The organism is Rhizobium sp. 2YAF20 (assembly GCF_052114685.1).
Lineage (GTDB): Bacteria > Pseudomonadota > Alphaproteobacteria > Rhizobiales > Rhizobiaceae > Rhizobium.
In genome coordinates this window covers 89,502-110,770 of record NZ_JBFRFF010000006.1, presented here as the reverse complement: position 1 = coordinate 110,770, position 21,269 = coordinate 89,502, and the positions used below count along the sequence as shown (strand labels likewise).

The following is a 21,269-nucleotide window of genomic DNA, read 5'->3' as shown; positions in this document are numbered from 1 at the left end:
CAGCCGAAAAGATAACGCTCGAAAAGGGCGAGTGGAAACAGGGGAAAATGTATGGCCGTTGCAGCCGCAGAAGGGACCGGCGACAGTCGTTCCTGGCGTTCTTTGCTTTACAATCAACAGCTGCGCCAGTTTGTCTATCAGGCGCTTACTGTAATCTTTCTCGCCTGGCTCATCTGGTACGCGAGCACCAATGCGGCGCAAAACCTGGCCAAGGCCAACATGACAACGAGTTTCAGCTTCCTGAACGGTCGCTCTGGCTTTGATATAGCCCAGACTCCTATTCAATATTCGAGCGACTCGACGTATTTCCGTGCCCTCGTCCTCGGCTTGATCAATACCCTGATCGTTGCGATTGCCGGGATCATAACCGCCACGGTCGTCGGGTTGCTGGTCGGCATCGGACGCCTCTCGCACAACTGGCTGATTGCCAAACTTTCGACGGTTTACGTCGAAGTCTTCCGCAACATTCCCCCGCTTCTTGTTATCTTCTTCTGGTACAAGGGCGTTCTGTCGCTTTTGCCGGACGTCAAGAAGGCGTTGTCCCTGCCCCTATCCGTCTATGTCAGCAACCGTGGCATCTTCATGCCCGCCCCGGTTTTTGGAGCGGCTGTCTGGATCGTACCGATCGCCTTTGTGCTGGGCGTGGTCGGCGCAATTGTCTACACCCGATGGGCCAACAAGCAGCAGCTGGCGACCGGCAAGAGACCACCGGTGCTTCTGATCAATCTTGGCCTGATCGTGGGTCTGCCTTTGATTGCTTTTGGCATCGCCGGTTTTCCAGTTACGTTTGATGTTCCGGTACTCGGAAAATTCAACATGAGTGGCGGCACTGTCGTCGGCCCGGAGTTTCTGTCGCTTTATATGGCGTTGTCCTTCTACACAGCCGCGTTCATTGCCGAAATCGTCCGCGCCGGGATCCGCGGCGTTTCGAAGGGTCAATCGGAAGCAGCACATGCGCTTGGCATCCGCCCTGGTCTAACGACGCGGTTGGTTGTCCTGCCGCAGGCGCTTCGCATCATTATTCCGCCGCTCACGTCGCAGTATCTGAACCTGACAAAAAACTCCTCGCTCGCGGTAGCCATCGGATATGCAGACCTCGTTGCGGTCGGTGGAACGATCCTCAATCAATCGGGCCACTCGATCGAGATCATTGGTATCTGGATGGTGATTTATGTGTCGCTGAGCCTTGTTACTTCGCTTTTCATGAACTGGTTCAACGCCCGTATGGCATTGGTGGAGCGCTAAGATGACCGGTCAGATCGCTTTTGTTCGTGAGAACCTCATCGCCGCTGAAACGGCCCCGCTTAGTGACAAGACCGTTCGCGGTTGGGCCAGGCACAATCTTTTCGCCAGCCCGAAGGATTCGATCCTGACCGTTGTGGTGGCGGTGGTCGTCGTTTGGTTCCTGGTGTCTGTTGTTGATTTCCTGTTTATCAAGGCGGTGTGGATCGGTCACGATCGCACGGCATGCGCAACAATCAGCCAGGGCGGTACGCAGCCAGATGGTTGGAGAGGCGCTTGCTGGGCCTATGTCGGAGACTGGTTTACCCAGTTCATGGTCGGTTCTTATCCGCGTGACCAGCTCTGGCGGCCGATCCTGATAGCCGTTCTGTTCGTAGGGCTGCTGGTTCCCTTCCTGATGCCGTCTGCGCCGCGCAAAGGGCTGAACGCGCTTCTCCTCCTCGTGGCTTTGCCGATACTCGCCTTCATCCTGCTCCTCGGAGGCTGGTTCGGCCTCTCCCATGTCGAGACATCCAGCTGGGGTGGTTTGTTGGTGACGTTGATCTTGTCCTTCGTGGGCATTGTTGTGTCGTTGCCTTTCGGCATCGTGCTCGCCCTTGGGCGGCGATCGAACATGCCGATCCTCAAGGCTGCCTGCATCGGCTTCATCGAACTGGTTCGCGGCGTACCCCTGATCACGGTGCTCTTCATGGCAAGTGTACTCCTGCCATTGTTCCTCTCGCCCGGGACCAACATCGACAAATTCCTCCGTGCACTCGTCGGCGTGTCGATTTTCGCTTCGGCTTACATGGCGGAAGTCATTCGCGGCGGTCTCCAAGCCATTCCGAAGGGCCAGTATGAAGGCGCAGACTCGCTTGGATTGAACTACTTCCAGAAGATGACCTTCATCATCATGCCGCAGGCAATCAAGCTGGTCGTTCCCGGCATCGTCAACACATTTATCGGCATGTTCAAGGATACCTCGCTGGTATCGATCATCAACATGTATGACCTGCTCGGCATCGTCAAAGCCAGCTTCGGGGACGCCAGATGGCTAACCCCAGTCACACCACTGACCGGACTGATATTCGCAGGTTTCGTTTTCTGGCTATTCTGCTTCGGTATGTCGCGCTATTCAGGCTTCATGGAACGCCATCTAGACACTGGCCACAAAAGATAAGACTCGAGGGAAAAAACATGGCTGAACCCCTACTCAAAAAACTCACCGTCTCCGAGACCGAGGTTGCGGTCGAAATCATCAACATGAACAAGTGGTATGGCGACTTCCACGTGCTTCGTGACATCAACCTCAAGGTCATGCGCGGCGAGCGTATCGTCATCGCCGGACCGTCCGGTTCCGGAAAATCGACGATGATCCGCTGCATCAACCGTCTCGAGGAACACCAAAAGGGCAACATCATCGTCGACGGCGTCGAGCTCACCAACGATCTGAAGAAGATCGACGAGGTGCGGCGCGAAGTCGGCATGGTGTTCCAGCACTTTAATCTATTTCCGCACCTGACCATTCTCGAAAACTGCACCCTCGCCCCGATTTGGGTGCGCAAGATGCCGAAGAAGCAGGCTGAAGAAGTCGCCATGCACTTCCTCACCCGCGTCAAGATCCCTGACCAGGCGCTGAAATATCCAGGCCAGCTCTCCGGCGGTCAGCAACAGCGCGTCGCGATCGCCCGCTCGCTTTGCATGAATCCGAAGATCATGCTGTTCGACGAGCCAACATCGGCGCTCGATCCGGAAATGATCAAAGAAGTGCTCGACACGATGGTGGGCCTTGCCGAAGAAGGCATGACCATGCTTTGCGTCACCCATGAAATGGGCTTCGCCCGCCAGGTGGCGAACCGGGTCATCTTCATGGACCAGGGCCAGATCGTCGAGCAGAATTCGCCGGCCGAATTCTTCGACCACCCGCAACATGAGCGTACCAAGCTGTTCCTCAGCCAGATCCTTCACTGATCTGCCGTTTCCCCAGGACGACATCAGCCCGCCCCTGCCTTGCAGGCGGCGGGCTTCTTTTGATTGCGAATTGTGAAATATAGAATCTTATACAATCTGGGATAGATTTTTCCATCGACAGATGAAACGCTACAGCCGCAACGGTGGATTTCGGAGCGTTACGAGACGGCCTCAAACGCGACCGCCAGAGACGAAGACGATCGAGAAAGCTTGTTCGCAGCGATGGCATGCTTCCCGATCTCAATCCTTTGACCTGACTGCGGTTCAGATCGGCATTGCCGGTGGAGCCGTCGATGCTATGCTGCCAACGAAGACGAGAGGATGCGACTGTGACCGAAGTTGCTTTTCAACCGCAAAAAGACGTCGACCAGGCCAATGCGCCGAATGCTGCGGCCCGCACCGACGACATGATATGGATCAAAGGTCGTACATTTGAAATGGGCTCGGATTGAGCCTATCCAGAGGAAGCACCGGCGCACCTTGTTGCCGTCGACGGTTTCTGGATCGATGCGACGCTGGTGACAAATCGCCAGTTTGCCGCCTTCGTCAAGGCAACCGGCTATGTGACTGTCGCTGAAAAAGCCCCCGATCCAAGGGATTATCCGGGTGCGCAGCCAGACATGTTGAGGGCGGGATCACTTGTCTTCACCCCGCCGAAAGGCCCCCTCAACGGCAACGATATCAGCCAATGGCGGTCGTTCAAGTTTGGGGCAAACTGGCATCATCCCTATGGCGGGCGGAGCGATATTCGCGGTGGCGGCCTCGAGGGCGTCGAATTTGCCTGGGGCGACGAGCTCACCCCCGATGGCAAGCTGATGGCCAACACCTGGCAGGGAACCTTTCCGACCCATAGCACCAAGCCACCCGGGCTCGACAGAACGAAACCTATTCGCAGCTTCCCCGCAAACGGCTATGGCGTCTACGACATGATCGGCAACGTCTGGGAGTGGACGTCCGACTTCTGGTCGACGCGGCACCCGGAACCGGCGGCGAAATCCTGCTGCATCCCGAAGAACCCGCGCGGCGGCGCGTTGGAGGCGAGCTACGATCCACGCCAGCCGGCCATCCTCATCGCGCAGCGTGTCCTCAAAGGCGGCTCGCACCTCTGCGCGCCGAATTTTTGCCGCCGCTATAGGCCGGCGGCGCGCCATGCGGAGCCGGAAGACACGTCAACCAGCCACGTCGGCTTCAGATGCCTCAAGCGAGGCTGAACAAGGGCGCGCTGAGATCGGTGGTGCGCACGTTGGCGTTCTCAAGCGGATTGGATGCCCTCAACATCATTGCCTCGATCAGATGAAAGTCATGGCCGCTGATTGGGCATAGCCCGAAGCGCAGTTGATAGCCCCATGCGGACTTGTTCTCGGTGAATTCCAGGCTATCGAGCAGTGGCCGAATGGGGACCTCGACACCGTCTTTCCATAGAACGTCGCGGCGGTAGGCATTAAAGCCGCCATCCATCTCCACGAGATAGGGCTCGTGATCGCACACTGTGCCGAGAGCGGTAAATGCCTGCAGACGGTCGTTGACGCCCATTGTCGTCGATGGAGAATAATACACAATGCCGTTGCCGGGCTTGACGCGCCTGAGTGGCGCGCCCTTTCCATGGCAAACCTGCATGAAACCCTGCTCGCGGCCGCGCCTGACGTGTTCCGCCGAGGCAACCGCAATCCAATGTCCGCTCATGACGGTTGCTCCTATTCCTGCTCGGGAGAAAAAACGCGCAGGCGGTGGCCGTCGAGATCGAGCGCGACGAAAGTCCGGCCGAAATCCATCGTCGTCGGCTCCTGAAGGATCGAAAGGCCACGTCCCTTCCATTCCCGATAGGTCGCATCGACATCGGCTTCGTTCTCGACGGTGAACGCGACCTCTCCGCCGCCACCCGCAGCCGAGGCCGCCGGCTCCACCGTGTGGCGAGACCAGAGCCCGAGCATCAACCCGGAATCGAGGGCAAACAGTGCAAAAGTCGGCGAAGATTCGACCGGTTCGCGCCCGAGCAGCGAACCGTAGAACGTCTGACTGGCGGCGGGGCTATCGACGTAAAGCAGCATGAAATTCTGGCGGAACATGACTTTCTCTCCTCTTTGAACTGAAGCAACGATATCAGGACATGCTGCCGCTTTCTGGCAGTAGTGATCAAGAATTTGTTCGATATCTGCCGGCGATGCACTCAAATTGCGCTCAAGCCTCTCCCCCCGAGGGCCCTACTCCCGTATTCAAGTCCCGTTCATAAGCGTCTCCTTAGAATTATGGCAAGTCAAACAGCAACGACATGATTCGGCCACGCGCCGAACGGTAGGGAGTGAAGTTCATGAGGAAGAGGCTTCTCAGCGCGATCGCCTTGTTGGCAGCCATCGTGGCGCCCGTCGTCGCGCAGGCCGCCGAGGGCTACGCGACAGCCAATGTGAACATGCGATCCGGTCCCAGCACTGCCTATCCCGCCGTCACGATGATCCCCGCGGGAGTTCCCTTGAACATAAACGGCTGCCTTGCAGAGACACCCTGGTGTGACGTGTCATTCGTTGGAGGGAGAGGCTGGGTCGCAGGCCGCTATGTCCAGGCCATCTACCAGCAAAGGCGGGTCTATGTCGGACCGGAGTACTACGCTCCACTCGGCATCCCAACGATTGGCTTCGACCTGGATAATTACTGGGGACGGTACTACCGAGGCCGTGATTTCTACCGTGACCGGGATCGCTGGCGGCAGGAAGGCAGCTGGGGTAACCGGCAGGACAATTACGATCAGTACCAGCGGGATAACCGGCCGGATCCCGATTGGCGCCGCCGGCAGAACGACAATGCGGACTGGGGCGATCAACCCGACGACAACCAGGATTGGAACAGGCAGCCGGACCGCCGACGCGACTGGAACAGGCAGGGAGACAACAATCCGGACTGGAACAATCGCCCTGACCGCAACCCGCAGGCGCAACGTCCCGACCGCAATCCACCGCCACCGCGCGCCGACAACGCCCAGCCACGGCCGGAAAGGCAGCCCGACAGGCACAACAATCCGCCGCCGAGAAACGACAACAAAGCCGGGCCCTATAGCCCCGACTCATGCGGCCTGCCGGATTGCACCGGCCAATCGCCACGCGGCTCCAACCGATAGGGTTGTCATCGGCCAGCGCGAAGGCGTTCCTCGCTCCCGGCGAGGAACCAAATTCCAATCTCTCTGGACCCACAAGTTGATGGCGACCCCTGCAGGACTCGAACCTGCGACCACCTGCTTAGAAGGCAGGTGCTCTATCCAGCTGAGCTAAGGGGCCCTTTTGTGCTTCGCCGTCCGAATTTGATGCGGCGAAGGCTATAGATATACTGCCGATAACGCGATCAATGCGTCCAGGGCTGAATGCGGTTGTAGCGGAAATTGTCGGTGTAGGACAAGGTCTGCCGCGTTGCTTCCTTCGGGGGGATCACTCGGTAGTCTATGTCGTTGCGCTTGGCATAGGCTTCCGCCTGAGCCTGGCTCTCGAACGTCAGCTTCAGCTGCTGGCGCGTGTCGGCCGAGGAGGTATAGCCCATGATCGGATCGATCTTGCGCGGGCTTTCCTGGTCGAATTCCAGAACCCAAACGTTGGTCTTCGCCTTGCCCGACTGCATTGCGGTTTTCGCGGGACGGTAGATCTTGGCAGACATCGCTGCGCGCCTCCGAATGAAGCGGCGATGCCGCTTTTTAATCTCTATCATCGCCATGCCTTGGGTACGTTGCGATGTTGGTTTTGCTTAGCCGCGAATCCCGCTATTTTCAAGCGAAAAGGCGCCCAATGCGGATCGGGGAGCTGGAAGAGGTTTATGCGCACCACGAAGCGCGGCTGCCGGCGGCGCGATGCGCCAGGCCTTCCGTGATCAAAGTCTCGCCGATCGACCTGCCACCGCGCAGCACCGTCCGCAGCTTCTCGCCCTTCTCGTCCTCATGCGCGACTGCTTCAAGAGTAAAGGGACCGGAGTTCAACAAGCCCAACAGCCGAACCTTTGCCGCTAGGCCGCGGCGCTCCTCCTCGACGCAGCGCGGCGGATTGAGCGCCGGCGTGTCGACATCGGCAAGACGGATCTTGATGCCGCGCACCCAGAAGGTATTGCCGTCAAGGACGCAATTGAAATGGGCTCCCTCGCCACAGAGGCCGAAACTCTCGGACACAGATGCCGGAACGGGTGCTGCAGACGGCACCGGCGGCATCGACTGCAGGCGCATCGCGGCTGGCACGGGCATAGAGACAGGAATCGCAGCCGGCGGCACCGGCAATGCGTCCGACGACTTGGTGTCCGATGACTTGGCGGCGATTTGTTTGGAAGATGGCGACGGCGATGCCTTGAGCGCCGACGAGGGTGTACTGACCGCCGAGCTGGCCATATGCGCTACAGCCAACGCCTTCGGCCTGATATCACTCCAATGATCATATCCGACGATGAGCGCCACGGTGCCGAGCGCCAGCCATGGCAACATGCCGAAGCCGCTGCCGCTTCTCGACCTGCCCCTTGCCGATTGCCTTCGCCTTGCGCGTTTCGCTGCCATGGTTCACCTCTATACCGTCCTCGCCAGGATTATCGCCGGCAACCCTTTCCGAAAGGTTGGCATCACGCCGAGGTGCTGGCGCTTTTGCAATTTTTCTTGGGCAATGGGCGAAGGCGGGCGGCGGGGCACAATTGGCGTCAGGCGGTGAACGCTTCACAGCGCGGATGAAGCATCGCTTCAGGCCGCCATCGCAGACAGTGTTGAAAGTGGAATTTTTGCTGTTGCAGCGCGGGGGTGAAGCGTGTATCTCCCCTGCATCGCCGGTTCGGCCCGGTTCGGAGTGTAGCGCAGTCTGGTAGCGCATCTGGTTTGGGACCAGAGGGTCGGGAGTTCGAATCTCTCCACTCCGACCATCGCCTTCCCCCTGCCGGGCGAGGCTTGCAAGTGGGTAGCGTGGCAAATGGCCCTTGCCGTGTGTGTCTTCCACTAACACAAAGCTACCCGCCTAGACGTGGCGCGCCTCCACCTTCCTCGTCTTGTATTCAACCGAACCATTCAGCCTGACCGTAAGCACGGGCTCTGGGACCTTATGCCAAGCAACCTCTCGCATGCCCGCTGGGATGTGGGTGAAGTGGACGCGGGACGCCGGATAACTCGCCGTTACGTCGAATGGCACGGCATCTCGCCGTGAAAAGATCGTGAAATTTCAATTGTCCCTCCAGGAGCAGAATCTGATCTTGACAAGGGCTGCGATATTTACAGCTAAGGTCAACTCCGTGCCGACTTCCACGCCCAGCATCTTTTGCAGCGCATAAGGAATACTGAACACCGTAGCATCGCCTCTGGCGAATTTTCGTTGTTTAGCCATCTTCGCGTCTCCGCATTGTGCTACATAGACAGCACATTTTAGGACTGTCGCGAGGGCTTCATTGGCGATAACTTCGCAGCCGGATCTGGTGGCATTAGCTAACTGATTGCGCAATTCCGACCTCCGTATCCCAACCAGAAATCGAGGATATCGCATCTTGGACGCAACCCTCTCCCCTCCGGTAACCTTGGTTATATTCGGAGCCACAGGCGATCTAACGCGCCGCCTCCTAGTACCGGCCGTGGTCAATCTCACTCGTAGCGGCCTGGCTGGCGACGATCTGAACATTCTCGGCGTGGGCATCGAACCTGGTGACGACGAAATGCTCCGGCGACGCCTGGACGAGTTTCTTTCGGGGCTAGGCGGAGACAGTCCGCTTTCGAAAGATGAAGCTTGGCTGAGGCTGCGCCAGCGGATTTCTTATGTCTCAGGCGATTTCACCAAGGACGACCTCTTTCTCGAAATTAGCCGCAAACTCGCGCTGGCTCCGCACGGAAATGCGGCCTTCTACTTTGCGGTGCCGCCACAGTTCTTCGGAGCGATCGTTGAAAAATTGGCTCTGCACGGCCTGACCCACGAAACGAACGGCACTTTTCGGAGGATAGCGATCGAGAAGCCGTTCGGGACAGACCTTGCCTCGGCACGGGCGCTAAACGCGCTGATCCTCTCCAACGTTGCCGAGAGCCAGGTTTATCGGCTCGACCATTTCCTCGGCAAAGAGACGGTTCAGAACATCATGACAACCCGTTTCGCCAACATGATGATCGAGTCACTTTGGAACAGCAATTTCATTGACAACGTACAGATCACCGCAGCCGAGACTGTCGATGTCGGGAGTCGTGGCAAATTCTATGATGCCACCGGTGCGCTGCGTGACATGGTGCCGAACCACCTGTTTCAATTGCTGGCCCTGGTGGCCATGGAGCCACCGAATAGTTTCGACGCCGAGGCAATTCGCAATGAGAAAAGTAAACTTCTAAGCGCACTACGGATATACACGCCGGAAGAGGCGGAGATCCATTCCGCCCGTGGCGCTTATTCCGCCGGAGCACTCAATGGAAGAGACATCCCTGGCTTCGCTCAAACGCCAGACGTGTCCCCCGATACCACCACCGAGACATTTGTGGCATTGAAGCTCTATGCAGATACTTGGCGATGGGCGGGCGTGCCGTTCTATCTGAGGACTGGAAAGGCCATGACGGCGCGCGATACAGAGATCGTCGTCACGTTCCGCCAAGTACCATTCGCCCAGTTCCGGAAGACCGACGTCAGTCGCCACTTGCCGCCGAACCGCCTAATTATCCAGGTGCAGCCAGACGAAGGTATCAGCATGGAAATATCGATCAAGTCGCCGGGGCTTTCGGTAGACACGGTGCCCGCCTCGCTTGATTTCCGATACGCCGACGCTTTCGACATCGGCAAGATGACGGGATACGAATCCCTTCTGTACGAACTGTTCGTGGGCGACCAAACGCTGTTCCAGCGTGCAGACGGCATCGAAGCGGGATGGGCAGCGGTGCAGCCCTTCCTCGACGCATGGGCGAAGGGCGGCAAACCGGAGCCCTACGAGCCGGGTAGCACAGGGCCGGCCTGTGCGGAAGACCTGATCAAGCGTGATGGTCGGCAATGGCACGCGTTGGGCACGGCTTCGGGTCGCGACAAGCAGCAATAGCTGGACCGCCGTCCTTCAACTCCAATGGAGCGAACCATATGGCTTCTTGTTGCAGCTACGTGCCGGGTTTGTGGTTGGCAGATTCCTCCTAAGCGAAAAGGTTAGCAACCTTGAAAGCCGTCTTAAAACTCGGGATAAACGAATAAAAGAGACAGAAGGGAAGCTATCTGCCTCAACGGCCGCTACGACGATGACCCAAATCCAATACGGCACATGTTGTTTGGCCGATTTACGGCCGCATACCAAGACACGCGCAAAGATTATCAGTGCTCGTATGAAAGCAGGACTTGAGTTGCCACCGGCCGAGTTTATGAATGCTGAATTGGAGGAGCTGGAAGAACCATGGAGGGTGCGTAATCAATCGAAGAAACTGCGACATTTATGAAGTGTGAAAGCCTAGATTGCCAAGCATGGGCCAATCTCGTCAGCCTTGTAGACAACCATCGTCAAGGTCACAAATCTTAGCACGTCACGACGTTACAAAACCGACAATTATCGTTTCTTTTCAATGAACTATCCGATTTCCAATCTATCCACTCGGACCATTTCCCCCTTTTAAAACCTATCTTTTGGCAATCGTTGCGCTTGATGCATTGTCGCCGACGCTCAGGCCGAACTTCTTGACGATGCCGCCATTGAGCTCGATCACGTATTTCACCGGCCCGCCGGAATTGATGATCGCCTTTGAATAGGGGACGGCATTTTCCTGGATATGGGTGATCTTTCCATCGGCATCGAGAAAAAGCATGTCGAGCGGCAATGGCGTGTTCTCCATCCACATCATGATGTCGCGCATTTTTTCAAAAACGAACAACATGCCGTGGTCCGGCGGCATGACCTTGCGGAACATCAGGCCGTATTCGCGCTGGTCTTCAGTGGTCGCGAGCTCGACCGTGAAGCTATGCGTGGCGCCCTTGGCTGTCTTTATCGTCAGAGGCTCGGACGCGAACTGGACGGCCTCCTGCTGCGCGAGCACAGGCGTCGATACCGTTGGAGCGGCGCTCATGAAAAAAAGCGCCAGTAGGGCGCTTTTCAAGATCACAAGGATGCGGGACCCCATTAGTGCGGCCTGCTGACGGGGCTTGGTGAATCAGGATGTATTTCGGCTGCCATCAGACCCTTTTCACCAGGCCCGAAACGAACGAGAACCACCTGCCCGGGGCGCAGTTCCGTCAGGCCGAAGCGGCGCAGGGTTTCCATGTGTACGAAGATGTCTTCGGTCCCCTCGCCCCGCGTCAGGAAGCCGAAGCCTTTGGTGCGGTTGAACCATTTGACCAGGGCTCGCTCGAGCCCACTCGTCGGCGTGACCTGAACATGGGTGCGAACCGGCGGCAGCTGTGACGGATGCACGGCAGTCGACTGATCCATGGAAAGGATCTTGAAAGCCTGGTAGCCGCGATCCCGCTTCTGAATGAGTGCAACGATCCGGGTGCCTTCGAGGATAGTCTGATAGTTGTCGCGGCGCAGGCAGGTCACGTGCAGGAGAACATCCTGCATGCCGTTATCGGGAACGATGAAACCGAAGCCCTTGGCGACGTCGAACCACTTGACAACGCCACTGATTTCGATGAGCTCGACTGCTTCCCCCGACAGCTCTTCAAAGTCGGCAATTCCACTCGATGAAATTCGGTCACCCATCTTCGCCAGCCCCTCGATTACGCGTCACACTGTTACGGTCAACTGATTCTTCAAATGAAGATTAACATCTTGGTAACCGAAAAGCGCAAGTGCTAGTTTTCGATTATTACCAACTGCAAATCTCGCTCCTGAGACTTGCCCCAGGCTGGCGTAACGTCATCTAAAAAAGACGAATGCAACATTAGAGAGGAAATAGAATGAGATACCTGCACACAATGGTTCGCGTCAAAGATCTCGACGCATCGTTACACTTTTACACCACATTGTTCGGTCTCACCGAAATACGCCGATATGAGAACGAGAAGGGCCGCTTCACCTTAGTCTTTCTTGCCGCAAAAGGCGATATAGATCTCGCGCGCGCCAATCTGTCTCCCTGTCTGGAGCTGACTTACAACTGGGACACCGAGAACTATACCGGTGGCCGCAACTTTGGACACCTCGCCTACGAGGTGGACGACATCTATGCGATCTGCCAGAAATTGATGGACAGCGGCGTCACGGTCAACCGTCCTCCACGCGACGGCCATATGGCTTTCGTGCGTTCGCCAGACGGGATTTCCATCGAGTTGATCCAGAAGGGCGAGAATCTTCCCTCCTCCGAACCCTGGGCTTCCATGGCCAATACAGGGGTCTGGTAAAGCGAGGCTTTCCCGAGGCTTGCGGCAAGTGCGAATAGCATCGTCTTGAGCGCTGCGCGCACTTGCGAAGGCCACCGCTGCCCTGCATGTTCGACCTTATCGAAGCATCAGGCATCGGATTCGGGGGCGCCTCTACCATCCGCGCTCCAGGAAGCATCATCCCAGGCGGGATAGGTTCCGACGCTTGTTCAGACATGAGCGAGGAACATCCTTTGCGCCACCGGCAGATAATTTTGAGCACTCGGAACGGCATCAGTCTGATCGCGCTGTTGGTCTCCGTGGTTGCCCTTTCCGGATGCGTCACCACAAAGGCAAAGACGAAGGAAGCCGGCGAGATCAAGCCAGAGATCAGCGCCTCGGAGCAGCTTGCTTCAGCACTCAATGCCAAGGCGGCGGCCGCGCAGAAGCCCGGCGGCTATCGCGATCCGCAGGTCAGAAGTGTTACCGGCGCGCAGCGTGACGTTGCTCAATCGCAGAGCAGCACCGGCTTTTATCCCAGTGCCCCGACGCCCCCTGCCGGGTCCGTTGGCGGCTCGGCGGGGATAGGCGGCCTCGTTACGCAGCCGACCGCGCTCAACGCTAACAGGTCGAGCATCTATTCGGCGGCGCCGCCAATCGCGGTGCGGCCGGACGGGACGCTTGCCGGCCCGGTCGAGGCCTATGCCGCTCCCCAGCCATTTCGCAACGTTTACAGCAGCCCAGCGCTTGCCCCTGCTCCGATGCCGCAGCAGGTTGGCATCATGCCACTGAGCGAACAGACGTCCCAGAACGCAGCACCGCCGCAGCCGCAGCCACGGCAGGCTGCCGCGATGCCAGCATCGGCGAGGGGCAGGCCAACGGCGGATGCGACGCCATCCCGCATTCTTCCTCCTCCGGGCAAGTCACATATGCTCGATAGCCAGGAGGCGCTGATGGTCGCGCGCTCCCTTGCTGCAAAGCAGAGCCAGGGCGGAAACATGACGATGCCGCAGGGAAGCGCGATTGCAACACTGCCGCAACCCAGCTCCGACATAACGATGACGCCCGGCATGGCGGCATCGCTAAAGTAGACGCAACAGACGGAAAGCTGTCCGCGGCAAGCTTGCTCCGAGTCAACAAAATCTGGGGCGGGGATGGGCCTGGCGCTGCAGCAGTCACTTCGACAATCCGATATAACGTGCTGTTAAACGTCACTATTTCCCGATTGCGCAGATTGCAATCATTCTGTCATTTTTTTACGGAAAAGCCGAAATAGCGGCTTGCGGGATTGAAATCGCCTGACTATAAGGGCGCCACACACCGGACGCGCCCTTCGTCTATCGGTTAGGACGACAGATTTTCATTCTGTAAAGAGGGGTTCGACTCCCCTAGGGCGTACCAGTGTTTCCCCCCGCATCAGCATTTGAGCGACGCTTGCTTGCAGGGCAACTAAATTTTCCCTATCTTTGTCTTCACGCATGCGCCCTTCGTCTATCGGTTAGGACGACAGATTCTCATTCTGTAAAGAGGGGTTCGACTCCCCTAGGGCGTACCATCCACGGCTCCATTTGCCTGGCAGAACTTACCCCCAATTTCTGCCCGCGAGGCGTGATTTTCCTCTTGCGGGATTGGGGGCCCCTGACTATAAGGGCGCCACGGTATGCGCCCTTCGTCTATCGGTTAGGACGACAGATTTTCATTCTGTAAAGAGGGGTTCGACTCCCCTAGGGCGTACCACTTCCCAAACGAACGTCTAATTTGAGTTGCCGGCCACAGCGCCGTTTTCCTACGGCGCCTTGGCTGCATCCGTCACGCGCAGTTGCACGCGACGCGAGCCTTGCCAATGATCGGCACCGAGCGTCCCTGCTACATGGAGCTGCGCCCCGCGGGAATTGAGCAGGAGGTTGCCGAGCGGCGTCTCCACTGAGCGAAAAGCTATCCCCTCCAGCTTGCCGCCGTCCTGCGCCTCAAGCGTTATCTTGACGTGCGACTTGCCGACCAGGCGGACATCGCGCAGCCGGTGGGCGGGGATGGCAAAAATCGGTTGCGGGTGGCCGGAACCGTAGGGACCGGCGGTTTCCAGCTTGTCGACAAGATCGACCGTCGCGCCGGTCGCACCGAGCGCTCCATCGATCTTCAGCGTCTCGTTTGCAACGAGGCCCTGCACCTGCTTTTCAGCTTTCTCAGTGAAAAAGGCTCTAAGCTTGCCAAGATTGGCGCGCTCGACCGTCAGGCCGGCAGCCATTCCATGCCCGCCACCCTTGACGAGCAGTTCGGCATCGACCGCCGCGCGCACCATGCGGCCCATGTCGAAGCCAGTAATCGACCGGCCGGAACCGGTGCCGATTCCGGAGGAATTGAACGCGATCGCAAAGGCCGGGCGCCTGAACTTGTCCTTCAATCGTGACGCGATCAGACCGACAATGCCGGGATGCCAATTTTCGCGCGCCGTGACGATGACCGAGGCGCCGTCGCCATTGCCGTATTCGGCGAGTGCTTCCGCCTCCGCCTCCTGCAGCATCGCCACTTCCATGGCCTGGCGCTCCTTGTTGAGATCGTCAAGCCGCTCGGCGATTGCCTCGGCCTCGGTATTGTCCTCCAGCGTAAGCAGGCGGCTACCGAGCGCCGCATCGCCGATGCGGCCGCCGGCGTTGATGCGCGGGCCGATCATGAAGCCGAAATGATAGGGTGTTATCGGACCGCCGAGGCCGGCCTTGCGAAAAAGCGCCGACAGGCCGGCATTGCCCTGGTGGCGCGCTGCGATCAGGCCCTTGACGACATAGGCGCGATTCAAACCCTTCAGCGGCACGACATCGCAGACGGTTGCAAGTGCCACGATATCGAGCCAGGCTAGAAGGTCGATCGTATTCACCCGCCTGTCGCCAGCCTCGCGCAGAAGGCGAAGGGTCGCAACCAGAACAAGGAAGGCGACGCCGGCAGCGCAGAGGTGGCCCTGGCCCGATAAATCGTCTTCGCGGTTGGGATTGACTAGCGCATGGCATGGAGGCAACGCGGCGCCGACCTGATGGTGATCGATGACAACCACGTCAACGCCACGCACCCTCGCCGCTTCCAACGCTTCGAAGCTGGTCGATCCGCAATCGACCGTGACGATCAGCCGAGCGCCGTTGTCGATCAACTGGTTGATAGCAGTGGGATTTGGCCCGTAGCCTTCAAAAATGCGATCCGGGATATAGATCGTTGCCGGCACGCCGAAGTGATTGAGGAGACGAAAAAGCAGCGCCGAGGAGGAGGCGCCATCGACGTCATAGTCGCCAAAGATTGCGACACTCTCGCCTGCCTTGACTGCCTGCAGCAGACGCAGCGCTGCCTCTTTGCAATCGGTCATCGTATAGGGATCCGGCATCAATCCGCGGATCGTCGGGTCGAGAAAAGCGGTGGCCTCTTCGACGCCGACCCCGCGACCGGCCAGAACCCGGGCGATCAAATCCGGCATACCCTGCGTCTGCGCCATGGCAAGCGCACGATTTTGACCGGCCTGATCCAGCCGCGCGACCCAGCGGTTTCCCAAGATCGAGCGCTCGACACCCAGAAAGGCCCGCTGTACAGGATCGGCCGCGGTTTCCACCGTTCCCCTCGCTTCTCGAGTCAGTCTTCCCTCGGCCGCTCGATACGGATGACCTGGGGTTCGCCGACGAGATAGCCTTCGGTCTTGATGGCCGCGACTGCCTTGCGGACGGAATCTTCCTGGGTCGCGTGGGTGACAAGGATGATCGTCTGATGGTCGGAAGGAGACAGATGCTGCTTGGAGCGCTGGACGATCGATTCGAGCGAGATATTGTTTTCAGCCATGCGGCCGGCGACGCTTGCAAAGACGCCGGTGCGATCCTCGACCGTCAGGCGGATGAAGTAGCCGCCCGAATGCCGCCGCATCTGGGCCTTCTGGTAGGGCTTCAACTGTTTTGCGGGATGTCCAAGCACCGGCACGCGCTGCGCGCCAGGCTGGCTCTTGGCGATGTCGGCAATGTCGCCGAGCACGGAGGACGCGGTCGCATTGCCACCGGCGCCAGGGCCAACCATCAGCAGTTCGCCGAGAATGTCGGATTCGATCGCCACGGCATTGGTGACCCCATCGACCTGGGCGATGACCGAATCAAGCGGTACCATGGTCGGATGGACCCGCTGTTCGATGCCGGTATCGGTGCGCTGGGCGACGCCGAGAAGCTTGATGCGGTATCCGAGCTCCGACGCGGCGCGAATGTCCTCGATCGAGATATTGGTGATGCCCTCGAGATGGATATCGTCGGCGGCAATACGGTTGCCGAAGGCAAGCGTCGTCAGGATAGCCAGCTTGTGGGCCGTATCGTTGCCCTCGATATCGAAGGCAGGATCGGCTTCAGCATAGCCGAGACGCTGCGCTTCCCTGAGGCAATCGGCGAAAGACAATCCCTCTTTCTCCATCCGGGTCAGGATGTAGTTGCAGGTGCCGTTCATGATGCCATAGACGCGTGAAATGGTGTTGCCGGTCAGCGATTCGCGCAGCGCCTTGATGACGGGAATGCCGCCGGCGACTGCCGCCTCGAAATTCAGGAGCGTGCCTTTCTCTTCCGCGATCTCGGCAAATTCGACTCCGTGATAGGCAAGGAGGGCCTTGTTGGCCGTCACCACATGGAGACCGCGGGCAAGGGCTGCCCGCACCGAAGCATTGGCCGCACCTTCTGACCCGCCGATTAGTTCGACAAAGACATCGATATCCGCCTTGTGGGCCAGGTCGACCGGGCCGTCGAACCATTCGACGCCGGAAAGGTCGATGCCGCGATCCTTGGTTTTATCCCGCGCAGAGACGGCAACGATCCTGATCGGTCGGCCACAGGTGGCGGTGAGTTCATCGCCGCGCTGCTGAATGATACGAGCGAGCGCTGCACCGACGGTGCCTAAGCCCGCAATGCCGATTTTGAGGGCATCTGCCATGGATCGTTCCTGATAAATGTCATGAACCGGCAGCCTTGGCGGCTGCCGGAGAATAATGAGATCAACGGTGAGCGTTGAGCGAAATCACATTATGCATGGTCTCGTCCGCCGTCGACAGGAAACGCTTCAGATTGCGCGCGGCCTGGCGGATGCGGTGCTCGTTCTCGACAAGGGCGATGCGGACGTATTCGTCGCCCTGCTCGCCGAAGCCGATGCCAGGTGCCACCGCGATATCAGCCTTTTCCACCAGCAGCTTGGAGAACTCGAGCGAACCGAGGTGGCGGAACTTTTCCGGTATCTTCGCCCATGCAAACATCGTCGCCGCCGGCGGCGGGATGTCGAACCCGGCCTTGCCGAAGCTGTCGACCAGCACGTCGCGGCGGCGCTTGTAGATGCTGCGCACCTCGGCGATGTCGGAGCCGTCGCCGTTGAGCGCATGGGTTGCGGCAACCTGGATCGGCGTGAAAGCGCCGTAGTCGAGATAGGATTTGACCCGCGTCAGCGCTGCGATCAGGCGCTCGTTGCCGACGGCAAAGCCCATGCGCCAACCGGGCATGGAAAAGGTCTTCGACATCGAGGTGAATTCGACCGCAACGTCCATGGCCCCGGGCACCTCCAGAACGGAAGGCGGCGGCGCATCGTTGAAATAGATTTCCGAATAGGCAAGGTCCGAAAGGACGATGATGTCGTGCTTCTTGGCGAAGGCGATGACATCCTTGTAGAAATCAAGCGTTGCCACATAGGCCGTCGGATTGGACGGGTAGTTGAGGATCAGCGCGATCGGCTTTGGGATGGAGTGCCTGACTGCCCGCTCCAGCGGCGGAAAGAAGCTCTCGTCCGGCTCGACCGACATCGAGCGAATGACGCCGCCGGCCATCAGGAAGCCGAAGGCGTGGATCGGATAGGTCGGGTTCGGGCAAAGGATGACGTCGCCCGGCGCGGTAATCGCCTGCGCCATGTTGGCAAAACCTTCTTTCGACCCGAGCGTGGCAACGACCTGCGTATCCGGGTTCAGCTTGACGCCGAATCGCCGCGCATAATAGCCAGCCTGCGCCCGGCGAAGGCCAGGAATGCCCTTGGAAGAGGAATAACGATGCGTGCGCGGGTCTTGCACGACCTCGCACAGTTTGTCGACAATGGCCTTCGGGGTCGGAAGATCGGGGTTTCCCATGCCGAGGTCGATGATATCGGCCCCACCCGCTCGCGCGCTGGCCTTCAAACGGTTGACCTGTTCGAAGACATAAGGCGGCAGGCGCCGGACTTTGTGAAACTCTTCCATTTCTAGACCCCATGGGACAGCGGCCAAAACGACCACACCGAAGTTCGTTCGTCTTCCGGACTGCCGCGATACGAACTTCGGAATCGCGGCGCCGTATTTCTATCATGACGCGAGGGATGCGGTTAAAATTAGGCAGTCGATTGCACCGCTTGCCTCGAACCCGGAAAGATATAGCGGGAAATCTGCGTCGTCGAACGCTTTGCGTCCAAATCGCCTGAAAGGCAAGGTTATTTCTGGATTTCCGACAAGGTATCCTGGCCGTGATTGGCAGCAAGCTTGCGCATTTCGATCACCCGGCGATCGTATTCCGCCTGTGTAATCGTGCCCGCCTTCTTCTGCGCGCCCAGCGCGGTCAGCTGCGCCCGGATGTCGGTTGCCTGCTGGTCGCTGATCTGAACGTTGGCGGCCGTCAGCGGCGTGTTGAAATCGGGGAAGCCGTTCGCCGATACCGCAGCGGCGGACCCGTCCATCGGCTTGCCCTCGTTGGACTTCATGACGACGGGTTGCGGGGCCGCGCGCTTGGCAGCATATGCTGCGCGCTGCGCTGGCGTGGTGCATCCGGCGAGCGCGATCGCGAGAATGCCGCAGATCACGAAATACCGGTTGAAACTTGCCACCATGCCGCCGTCCATCATTCTTGTCCTGCCCTGTCTGCGTCGCACACATGACTGTTAAATTTGTCGCAGCAGCAAAGCAAGAGGACGCTTGCCTGTCATTGGAACTTGTATTCCTTTTCCGCCACGATGTACAAATGGAAAACAAAACAGTGCTGCCGCCGGGAGGATGACGCGTGACCGACAGCAAGCAGGACGATAGCGAGGGCAACCGCGCCTATCCCGGCTTCGACCCGAAGTCGGTCGAGGCCTATATCGTCAAGGATCCAGAGGCGATGGCGATGAATTTCGCCCGCGCGCTCGAGAGCCTGGGCAAGGCGGCATCAGCATGGCTTGCACCTCGAGAGCGTGGCGAACGCGCTGAGGACATCGATCCGATGACCGATATGGTCAAGACGCTGTCCAAGGTTACCGAATATTGGATTTCCGATCCGCAGCGCGCCTTCGAGGCACAGACGCAGCTGATGTCGGGCTATTTCGGACTTTGGACCCGCTCGATGCAACGCCTGAGCGGCAACGAGGAGCCAATCGAGAGCCCGCCTCCTGCCAAGGACAAGCGCTTCGCAGACGACGACTGGCAGAAGAATCCCTTTTTCGATTTCCTGCGGCAGACCTATCTCCTGACCGCGGACTGGGCTGAAAAGCTCGTCATCGACGCCGATGGGCTCGACGCTCACACCCGCCACAAGGCGGCTTTCTACGTCAAGCAGATCACGGCTGCGCTATCGCCGGCCAATTTCGTTGCCACCAATCCGCAACTCTATCGAGAAACCGTTGCGTCGAATGGCGAGAACCTCGTGCGCGGCATGAAAATGCTGGCCGAGGACATCAGTGCCGGCGGCGGAGCTTTGAAGCTCAGGCAGACCGACATGAGCAAGTTCGCCATCGGCAAGAACATGGCGCTGACCTCAGGCAAAGTCATCGCCCAGAGCGATATCTGCCAGATCATCCAGTATGACGCGACCACCGACACGGTGCTCAAGAGACCGCTCCTCATCTGCCCGCCCTGGATCAACAAGTTCTATATTCTCGACCTCAATCCGCAAAAATCATTCATCAAATGGTGCGTCGATCAGGGGCAGACGGTCTTCGTCATCTCATGGGTCAATCCGGACAGCCGGCATGCCGGCAAGGACTGGGTGGCCTATGCCCGCGAAGGGATTGAGTTTGCGCTGGATACGATAGAGAAATCGACCGGGGAGACCGAGGTCAACGCCATCGGCTATTGCGTCGGGGGCACGCTGCTGGCGGCAACGCTGGCGCTGCATGCCAAAGAGAAGAACAAGCGGATCCGATCGGCGACACTGCTGACGACGCAGGTCGATTTCACCTATGCCGGCGACCTCAAGGTCTTCGTTGACGAGGAGCAGATCGAGGCACTCGAGAACCAGATGAAAGCCGTCGGCTATCTCGACGGCTCGAAAATGGCGACGGCATTCAATATGCTGCGCGCGTCGGAGCTGATCTGGCCCTATTTCGTCAACAACTACCTAAAGGGCCAGGAGCCGATGCCCTTCGACCTGCTCTACTGGAACGCCGACAGTACCCGCATGGCCGCTGCCAATCACTCCTTCTATCTGCGCAACTGCTATCTGGACAACACATTGAGCCAGGGGAAAATGGTGCTCGACGGCAAGAGGCTTTCCCTGAAGGACGTCAAGATTCCGATCTACAATCTCGCCACGCGTGAGGACCATATTGCGCCTGCCAGATCGGTTTTCCTCGGCAGCCAGTTCTTCGGCGGGCCGGTCGATTTCGTTGTCACCGGCTCGGGACATATCGCCGGCGTCGTCAATCATCCCGACAGGCACAAATATCAATTCTGGACCGGCGGCGTGGTTAAGGGCGAATTCGATACATGGATTGCGCAGGCGAAAGAGACTGCCGGCTCCTGGTGGCCGCATTGGCATTCATGGATCGAGGAGAAGGACAGTCGCCGCGTGGCCGCCCGCATCCCCGGCGGCGGCGCCATGAACGCGATTGAAGAGGCGCCGGGTTCTTTCGTCATGGAACAGGCCTGAACCG

The 21,269-nt window shown here is 58.7% G+C and carries 19 protein-coding genes, 5 tRNA genes and 1 pseudogene; 13 read left to right on the top strand and 12 right to left on the bottom strand.

Annotation, left to right across the window (positions count from 1 at the left end; all coding sequences use genetic code 11):
• Positions 1 to 51: 51 nt before the first annotated feature.
• The 4 genes and pseudogenes from AB4Z52_RS11100 (at position 52) to AB4Z52_RS11085 (ending at position 4,403) form a co-directional block, all read left to right on the top strand.
• Positions 52 to 1,245: an amino acid ABC transporter permease gene (locus tag AB4Z52_RS11100; RefSeq protein WP_442217964.1), complete on the top strand. Its 1,194-nt coding sequence runs from the start codon at positions 52 to 54 to the stop codon at positions 1,243 to 1,245.
• Between the two features lies 1 nt (position 1,246).
• A complete protein-coding gene (locus AB4Z52_RS11095; RefSeq protein ID WP_442217963.1) occupies positions 1,247 to 2,401 on the top strand; it encodes an amino acid ABC transporter permease in 1,155 nt (384 codons plus the stop codon).
• A 17-nt stretch (positions 2,402 to 2,418) separates the two neighbouring features.
• A complete protein-coding gene (locus tag AB4Z52_RS11090) occupies positions 2,419 to 3,192 on the top strand; it encodes an amino acid ABC transporter ATP-binding protein (protein WP_442217962.1) in 774 nt (257 codons plus the stop codon).
• A 407-nt stretch (positions 3,193 to 3,599) separates the two neighbouring features.
• Positions 3,600 to 4,403 (top strand): annotated as a pseudogene (locus AB4Z52_RS11085) (SUMF1/EgtB/PvdO family nonheme iron enzyme).
• Here the strand turns inward: AB4Z52_RS11085 and AB4Z52_RS11080 are convergent.
• Positions 4,390 to 4,875 carry an EVE domain-containing protein gene (locus tag AB4Z52_RS11080; protein WP_442217961.1) on the bottom strand — a complete coding sequence of 162 codons (486 nt, stop codon included), beginning with the start codon at positions 4,873 to 4,875 and terminating at the stop codon, positions 4,390 to 4,392. The pseudogene AB4Z52_RS11085 and the gene AB4Z52_RS11080 sit on opposite strands and share 14 nt — an antisense overlap.
• A gap of 11 nt (positions 4,876 to 4,886) precedes the next feature.
• A complete protein-coding gene (locus tag AB4Z52_RS11075; protein WP_442217960.1) occupies positions 4,887 to 5,258 on the bottom strand; it encodes a VOC family protein in 372 nt (123 codons plus the stop codon).
• Positions 5,259 to 5,500: 242 nt separating this feature from the next.
• Here AB4Z52_RS11075 and AB4Z52_RS11070 point away from each other — a divergent pair, with 242 nt between their 5' ends.
• On the top strand, positions 5,501 to 6,301 hold the full coding sequence (locus AB4Z52_RS11070; RefSeq protein ID WP_442217959.1) for an SH3 domain-containing protein: 801 nt from the start codon (positions 5,501 to 5,503) through the stop codon (positions 6,299 to 6,301).
• 80 nt (positions 6,302 to 6,381) lie between these two features.
• On the opposite strand, the gene AB4Z52_RS11065 is transcribed toward AB4Z52_RS11070, so the two are convergent.
• The 3 genes from AB4Z52_RS11065 to AB4Z52_RS11055 form a co-directional block, all read right to left on the bottom strand.
• Positions 6,382 to 6,458, bottom strand: a tRNA-Arg gene (locus tag AB4Z52_RS11065).
• Positions 6,459 to 6,522: 64 nt separating this feature from the next.
• Entirely contained in the window at positions 6,523 to 6,828 is a 306-nt protein-coding gene (locus AB4Z52_RS11060; protein ID WP_442217958.1) for an ETC complex I subunit, read from the bottom strand.
• 154 nt (positions 6,829 to 6,982) lie between these two features.
• On the bottom strand, positions 6,983 to 7,705 hold the full coding sequence (locus AB4Z52_RS11055) for a thermonuclease family protein (protein WP_442217957.1): 723 nt from the start codon (positions 7,703 to 7,705) through the stop codon (positions 6,983 to 6,985).
• 276 nt (positions 7,706 to 7,981) lie between these two features.
• On the opposite strand from AB4Z52_RS11055, the gene AB4Z52_RS11050 reads away from it, so the two are divergent.
• A tRNA-Pro gene (locus tag AB4Z52_RS11050) sits at positions 7,982 to 8,058 on the top strand.
• Positions 8,059 to 8,351: 293 nt separating this feature from the next.
• Here the strand turns inward: AB4Z52_RS11050 and AB4Z52_RS11045 are convergent.
• Positions 8,352 to 8,513: a hypothetical protein gene (locus AB4Z52_RS11045; protein WP_442217956.1), complete on the bottom strand. Its 162-nt coding sequence runs from the start codon at positions 8,511 to 8,513 to the stop codon at positions 8,352 to 8,354.
• A 157-nt stretch (positions 8,514 to 8,670) separates the two neighbouring features.
• Here AB4Z52_RS11045 and zwf point away from each other — a divergent pair, with 157 nt between their 5' ends.
• Positions 8,671 to 10,185 carry a glucose-6-phosphate dehydrogenase gene (gene zwf / locus AB4Z52_RS11040; protein WP_442217955.1) on the top strand — a complete coding sequence of 505 codons (1,515 nt, stop codon included), beginning with the start codon at positions 8,671 to 8,673 and terminating at the stop codon, positions 10,183 to 10,185.
• A gap of 562 nt (positions 10,186 to 10,747) precedes the next feature.
• On the opposite strand, the gene AB4Z52_RS11035 is transcribed toward zwf, so the two are convergent.
• Together AB4Z52_RS11035 and AB4Z52_RS11030 are read right to left on the bottom strand one after the other, a co-directional pair.
• Entirely contained in the window at positions 10,748 to 11,191 is a 444-nt protein-coding gene (locus AB4Z52_RS11035) for a DUF192 domain-containing protein (RefSeq protein ID WP_442217954.1), read from the bottom strand.
• A 53-nt stretch (positions 11,192 to 11,244) separates the two neighbouring features.
• Complete coding sequence (locus AB4Z52_RS11030; protein ID WP_442217953.1) at positions 11,245 to 11,823, bottom strand: cold-shock protein; 579 nt, start codon at positions 11,821 to 11,823, stop codon at positions 11,245 to 11,247.
• A 197-nt stretch (positions 11,824 to 12,020) separates the two neighbouring features.
• On the opposite strand from AB4Z52_RS11030, the gene gloA reads away from it, so the two are divergent.
• From gloA to AB4Z52_RS11005, 5 genes are all read left to right on the top strand, one after another.
• Complete coding sequence (gene gloA, locus AB4Z52_RS11025; RefSeq protein WP_442217952.1) at positions 12,021 to 12,461, top strand: lactoylglutathione lyase; 441 nt, start codon at positions 12,021 to 12,023, stop codon at positions 12,459 to 12,461.
• Positions 12,462 to 12,694: 233 nt separating this feature from the next.
• Complete coding sequence (locus tag AB4Z52_RS11020) at positions 12,695 to 13,510, top strand: hypothetical protein (RefSeq protein WP_442217951.1); 816 nt, start codon at positions 12,695 to 12,697, stop codon at positions 13,508 to 13,510.
• A gap of 235 nt (positions 13,511 to 13,745) precedes the next feature.
• A tRNA-Glu gene (locus AB4Z52_RS11015) sits at positions 13,746 to 13,820 on the top strand.
• Positions 13,821 to 13,899: 79 nt separating this feature from the next.
• A tRNA-Glu gene (locus tag AB4Z52_RS11010) sits at positions 13,900 to 13,974 on the top strand.
• Positions 13,975 to 14,081: 107 nt separating this feature from the next.
• A tRNA-Glu gene (locus AB4Z52_RS11005) sits at positions 14,082 to 14,156 on the top strand.
• 49 nt (positions 14,157 to 14,205) lie between these two features.
• On the opposite strand, the gene recJ is transcribed toward AB4Z52_RS11005, so the two are convergent.
• From recJ to AB4Z52_RS10985, 4 genes are all read right to left on the bottom strand, one after another.
• Positions 14,206 to 16,008: a single-stranded-DNA-specific exonuclease RecJ gene (gene recJ / locus AB4Z52_RS11000; RefSeq protein WP_442217950.1), complete on the bottom strand. Its 1,803-nt coding sequence runs from the start codon at positions 16,006 to 16,008 to the stop codon at positions 14,206 to 14,208.
• A 20-nt stretch (positions 16,009 to 16,028) separates the two neighbouring features.
• Positions 16,029 to 17,351, bottom strand: coding sequence for a homoserine dehydrogenase (locus AB4Z52_RS10995; protein WP_442217949.1), 1,323 nt, complete (start codon positions 17,349 to 17,351; stop codon positions 16,029 to 16,031).
• Between the two features lie 61 nt (positions 17,352 to 17,412).
• Positions 17,413 to 18,630: an LL-diaminopimelate aminotransferase gene (locus AB4Z52_RS10990; RefSeq protein WP_442217948.1), complete on the bottom strand. Its 1,218-nt coding sequence runs from the start codon at positions 18,628 to 18,630 to the stop codon at positions 17,413 to 17,415.
• A gap of 227 nt (positions 18,631 to 18,857) precedes the next feature.
• Positions 18,858 to 19,262, bottom strand: a complete 405-nt coding sequence (locus AB4Z52_RS10985; RefSeq protein ID WP_442217947.1) for a hypothetical protein — start codon at positions 19,260 to 19,262, stop codon at positions 18,858 to 18,860.
• Positions 19,263 to 19,420: 158 nt separating this feature from the next.
• Between AB4Z52_RS10985 and AB4Z52_RS10980 the strand changes: the two genes are divergently transcribed.
• Complete coding sequence (locus tag AB4Z52_RS10980) at positions 19,421 to 21,265, top strand: PHA/PHB synthase family protein (protein ID WP_442217946.1); 1,845 nt, start codon at positions 19,421 to 19,423, stop codon at positions 21,263 to 21,265.
• Positions 21,266 to 21,269: the final 4 nt, after the last annotated feature.

Bases quoted from the DNA above. Each gene is read 5' to 3' on its own strand.
- AB4Z52_RS11055 (WP_442217957.1), bottom strand. From the start codon at position 7,705: ATGGCAGCGAAACGCGCAAGGCGAAGGCAATCGGCAAGGGGCAGGTCG.
- AB4Z52_RS11095 (WP_442217963.1), top strand. From the start codon at position 1,247: ATGACCGGTCAGATCGCTTTTGTTCGTGAGAACCTCATCGCCGCTGAA.
- AB4Z52_RS11060 (WP_442217958.1), bottom strand. From the start codon at position 6,828: ATGTCTGCCAAGATCTACCGTCCCGCGAAAACCGCAATGCAGTCGGGC.
- AB4Z52_RS11100 (WP_442217964.1), top strand. From the start codon at position 52: ATGGCCGTTGCAGCCGCAGAAGGGACCGGCGACAGTCGTTCCTGGCGT.
- AB4Z52_RS11075 (WP_442217960.1), bottom strand. From the start codon at position 5,258: ATGTTCCGCCAGAATTTCATGCTGCTTTACGTCGATAGCCCCGCCGCC.
- AB4Z52_RS11080 (WP_442217961.1), bottom strand. From the start codon at position 4,875: ATGAGCGGACATTGGATTGCGGTTGCCTCGGCGGAACACGTCAGGCGC.
- AB4Z52_RS10990 (WP_442217948.1), bottom strand. From the start codon at position 18,630: ATGGAAGAGTTTCACAAAGTCCGGCGCCTGCCGCCTTATGTCTTCGAA.
- AB4Z52_RS11045 (WP_442217956.1), bottom strand. From the start codon at position 8,513: ATGGCTAAACAACGAAAATTCGCCAGAGGCGATGCTACGGTGTTCAGT.
- AB4Z52_RS11070 (WP_442217959.1), top strand. From the start codon at position 5,501: ATGAGGAAGAGGCTTCTCAGCGCGATCGCCTTGTTGGCAGCCATCGTG.
- AB4Z52_RS11090 (WP_442217962.1), top strand. From the start codon at position 2,419: ATGGCTGAACCCCTACTCAAAAAACTCACCGTCTCCGAGACCGAGGTT.
- AB4Z52_RS11030 (WP_442217953.1), bottom strand. From the start codon at position 11,823: ATGGGTGACCGAATTTCATCGAGTGGAATTGCCGACTTTGAAGAGCTG.
- AB4Z52_RS11035 (WP_442217954.1), bottom strand. From the start codon at position 11,191: ATGAGCGCCGCTCCAACGGTATCGACGCCTGTGCTCGCGCAGCAGGAG.
- AB4Z52_RS10985 (WP_442217947.1), bottom strand. From the start codon at position 19,262: ATGGACGGCGGCATGGTGGCAAGTTTCAACCGGTATTTCGTGATCTGC.
- gloA (WP_442217952.1), top strand. From the start codon at position 12,021: ATGAGATACCTGCACACAATGGTTCGCGTCAAAGATCTCGACGCATCG.
- AB4Z52_RS10995 (WP_442217949.1), bottom strand. From the start codon at position 17,351: ATGGCAGATGCCCTCAAAATCGGCATTGCGGGCTTAGGCACCGTCGGT.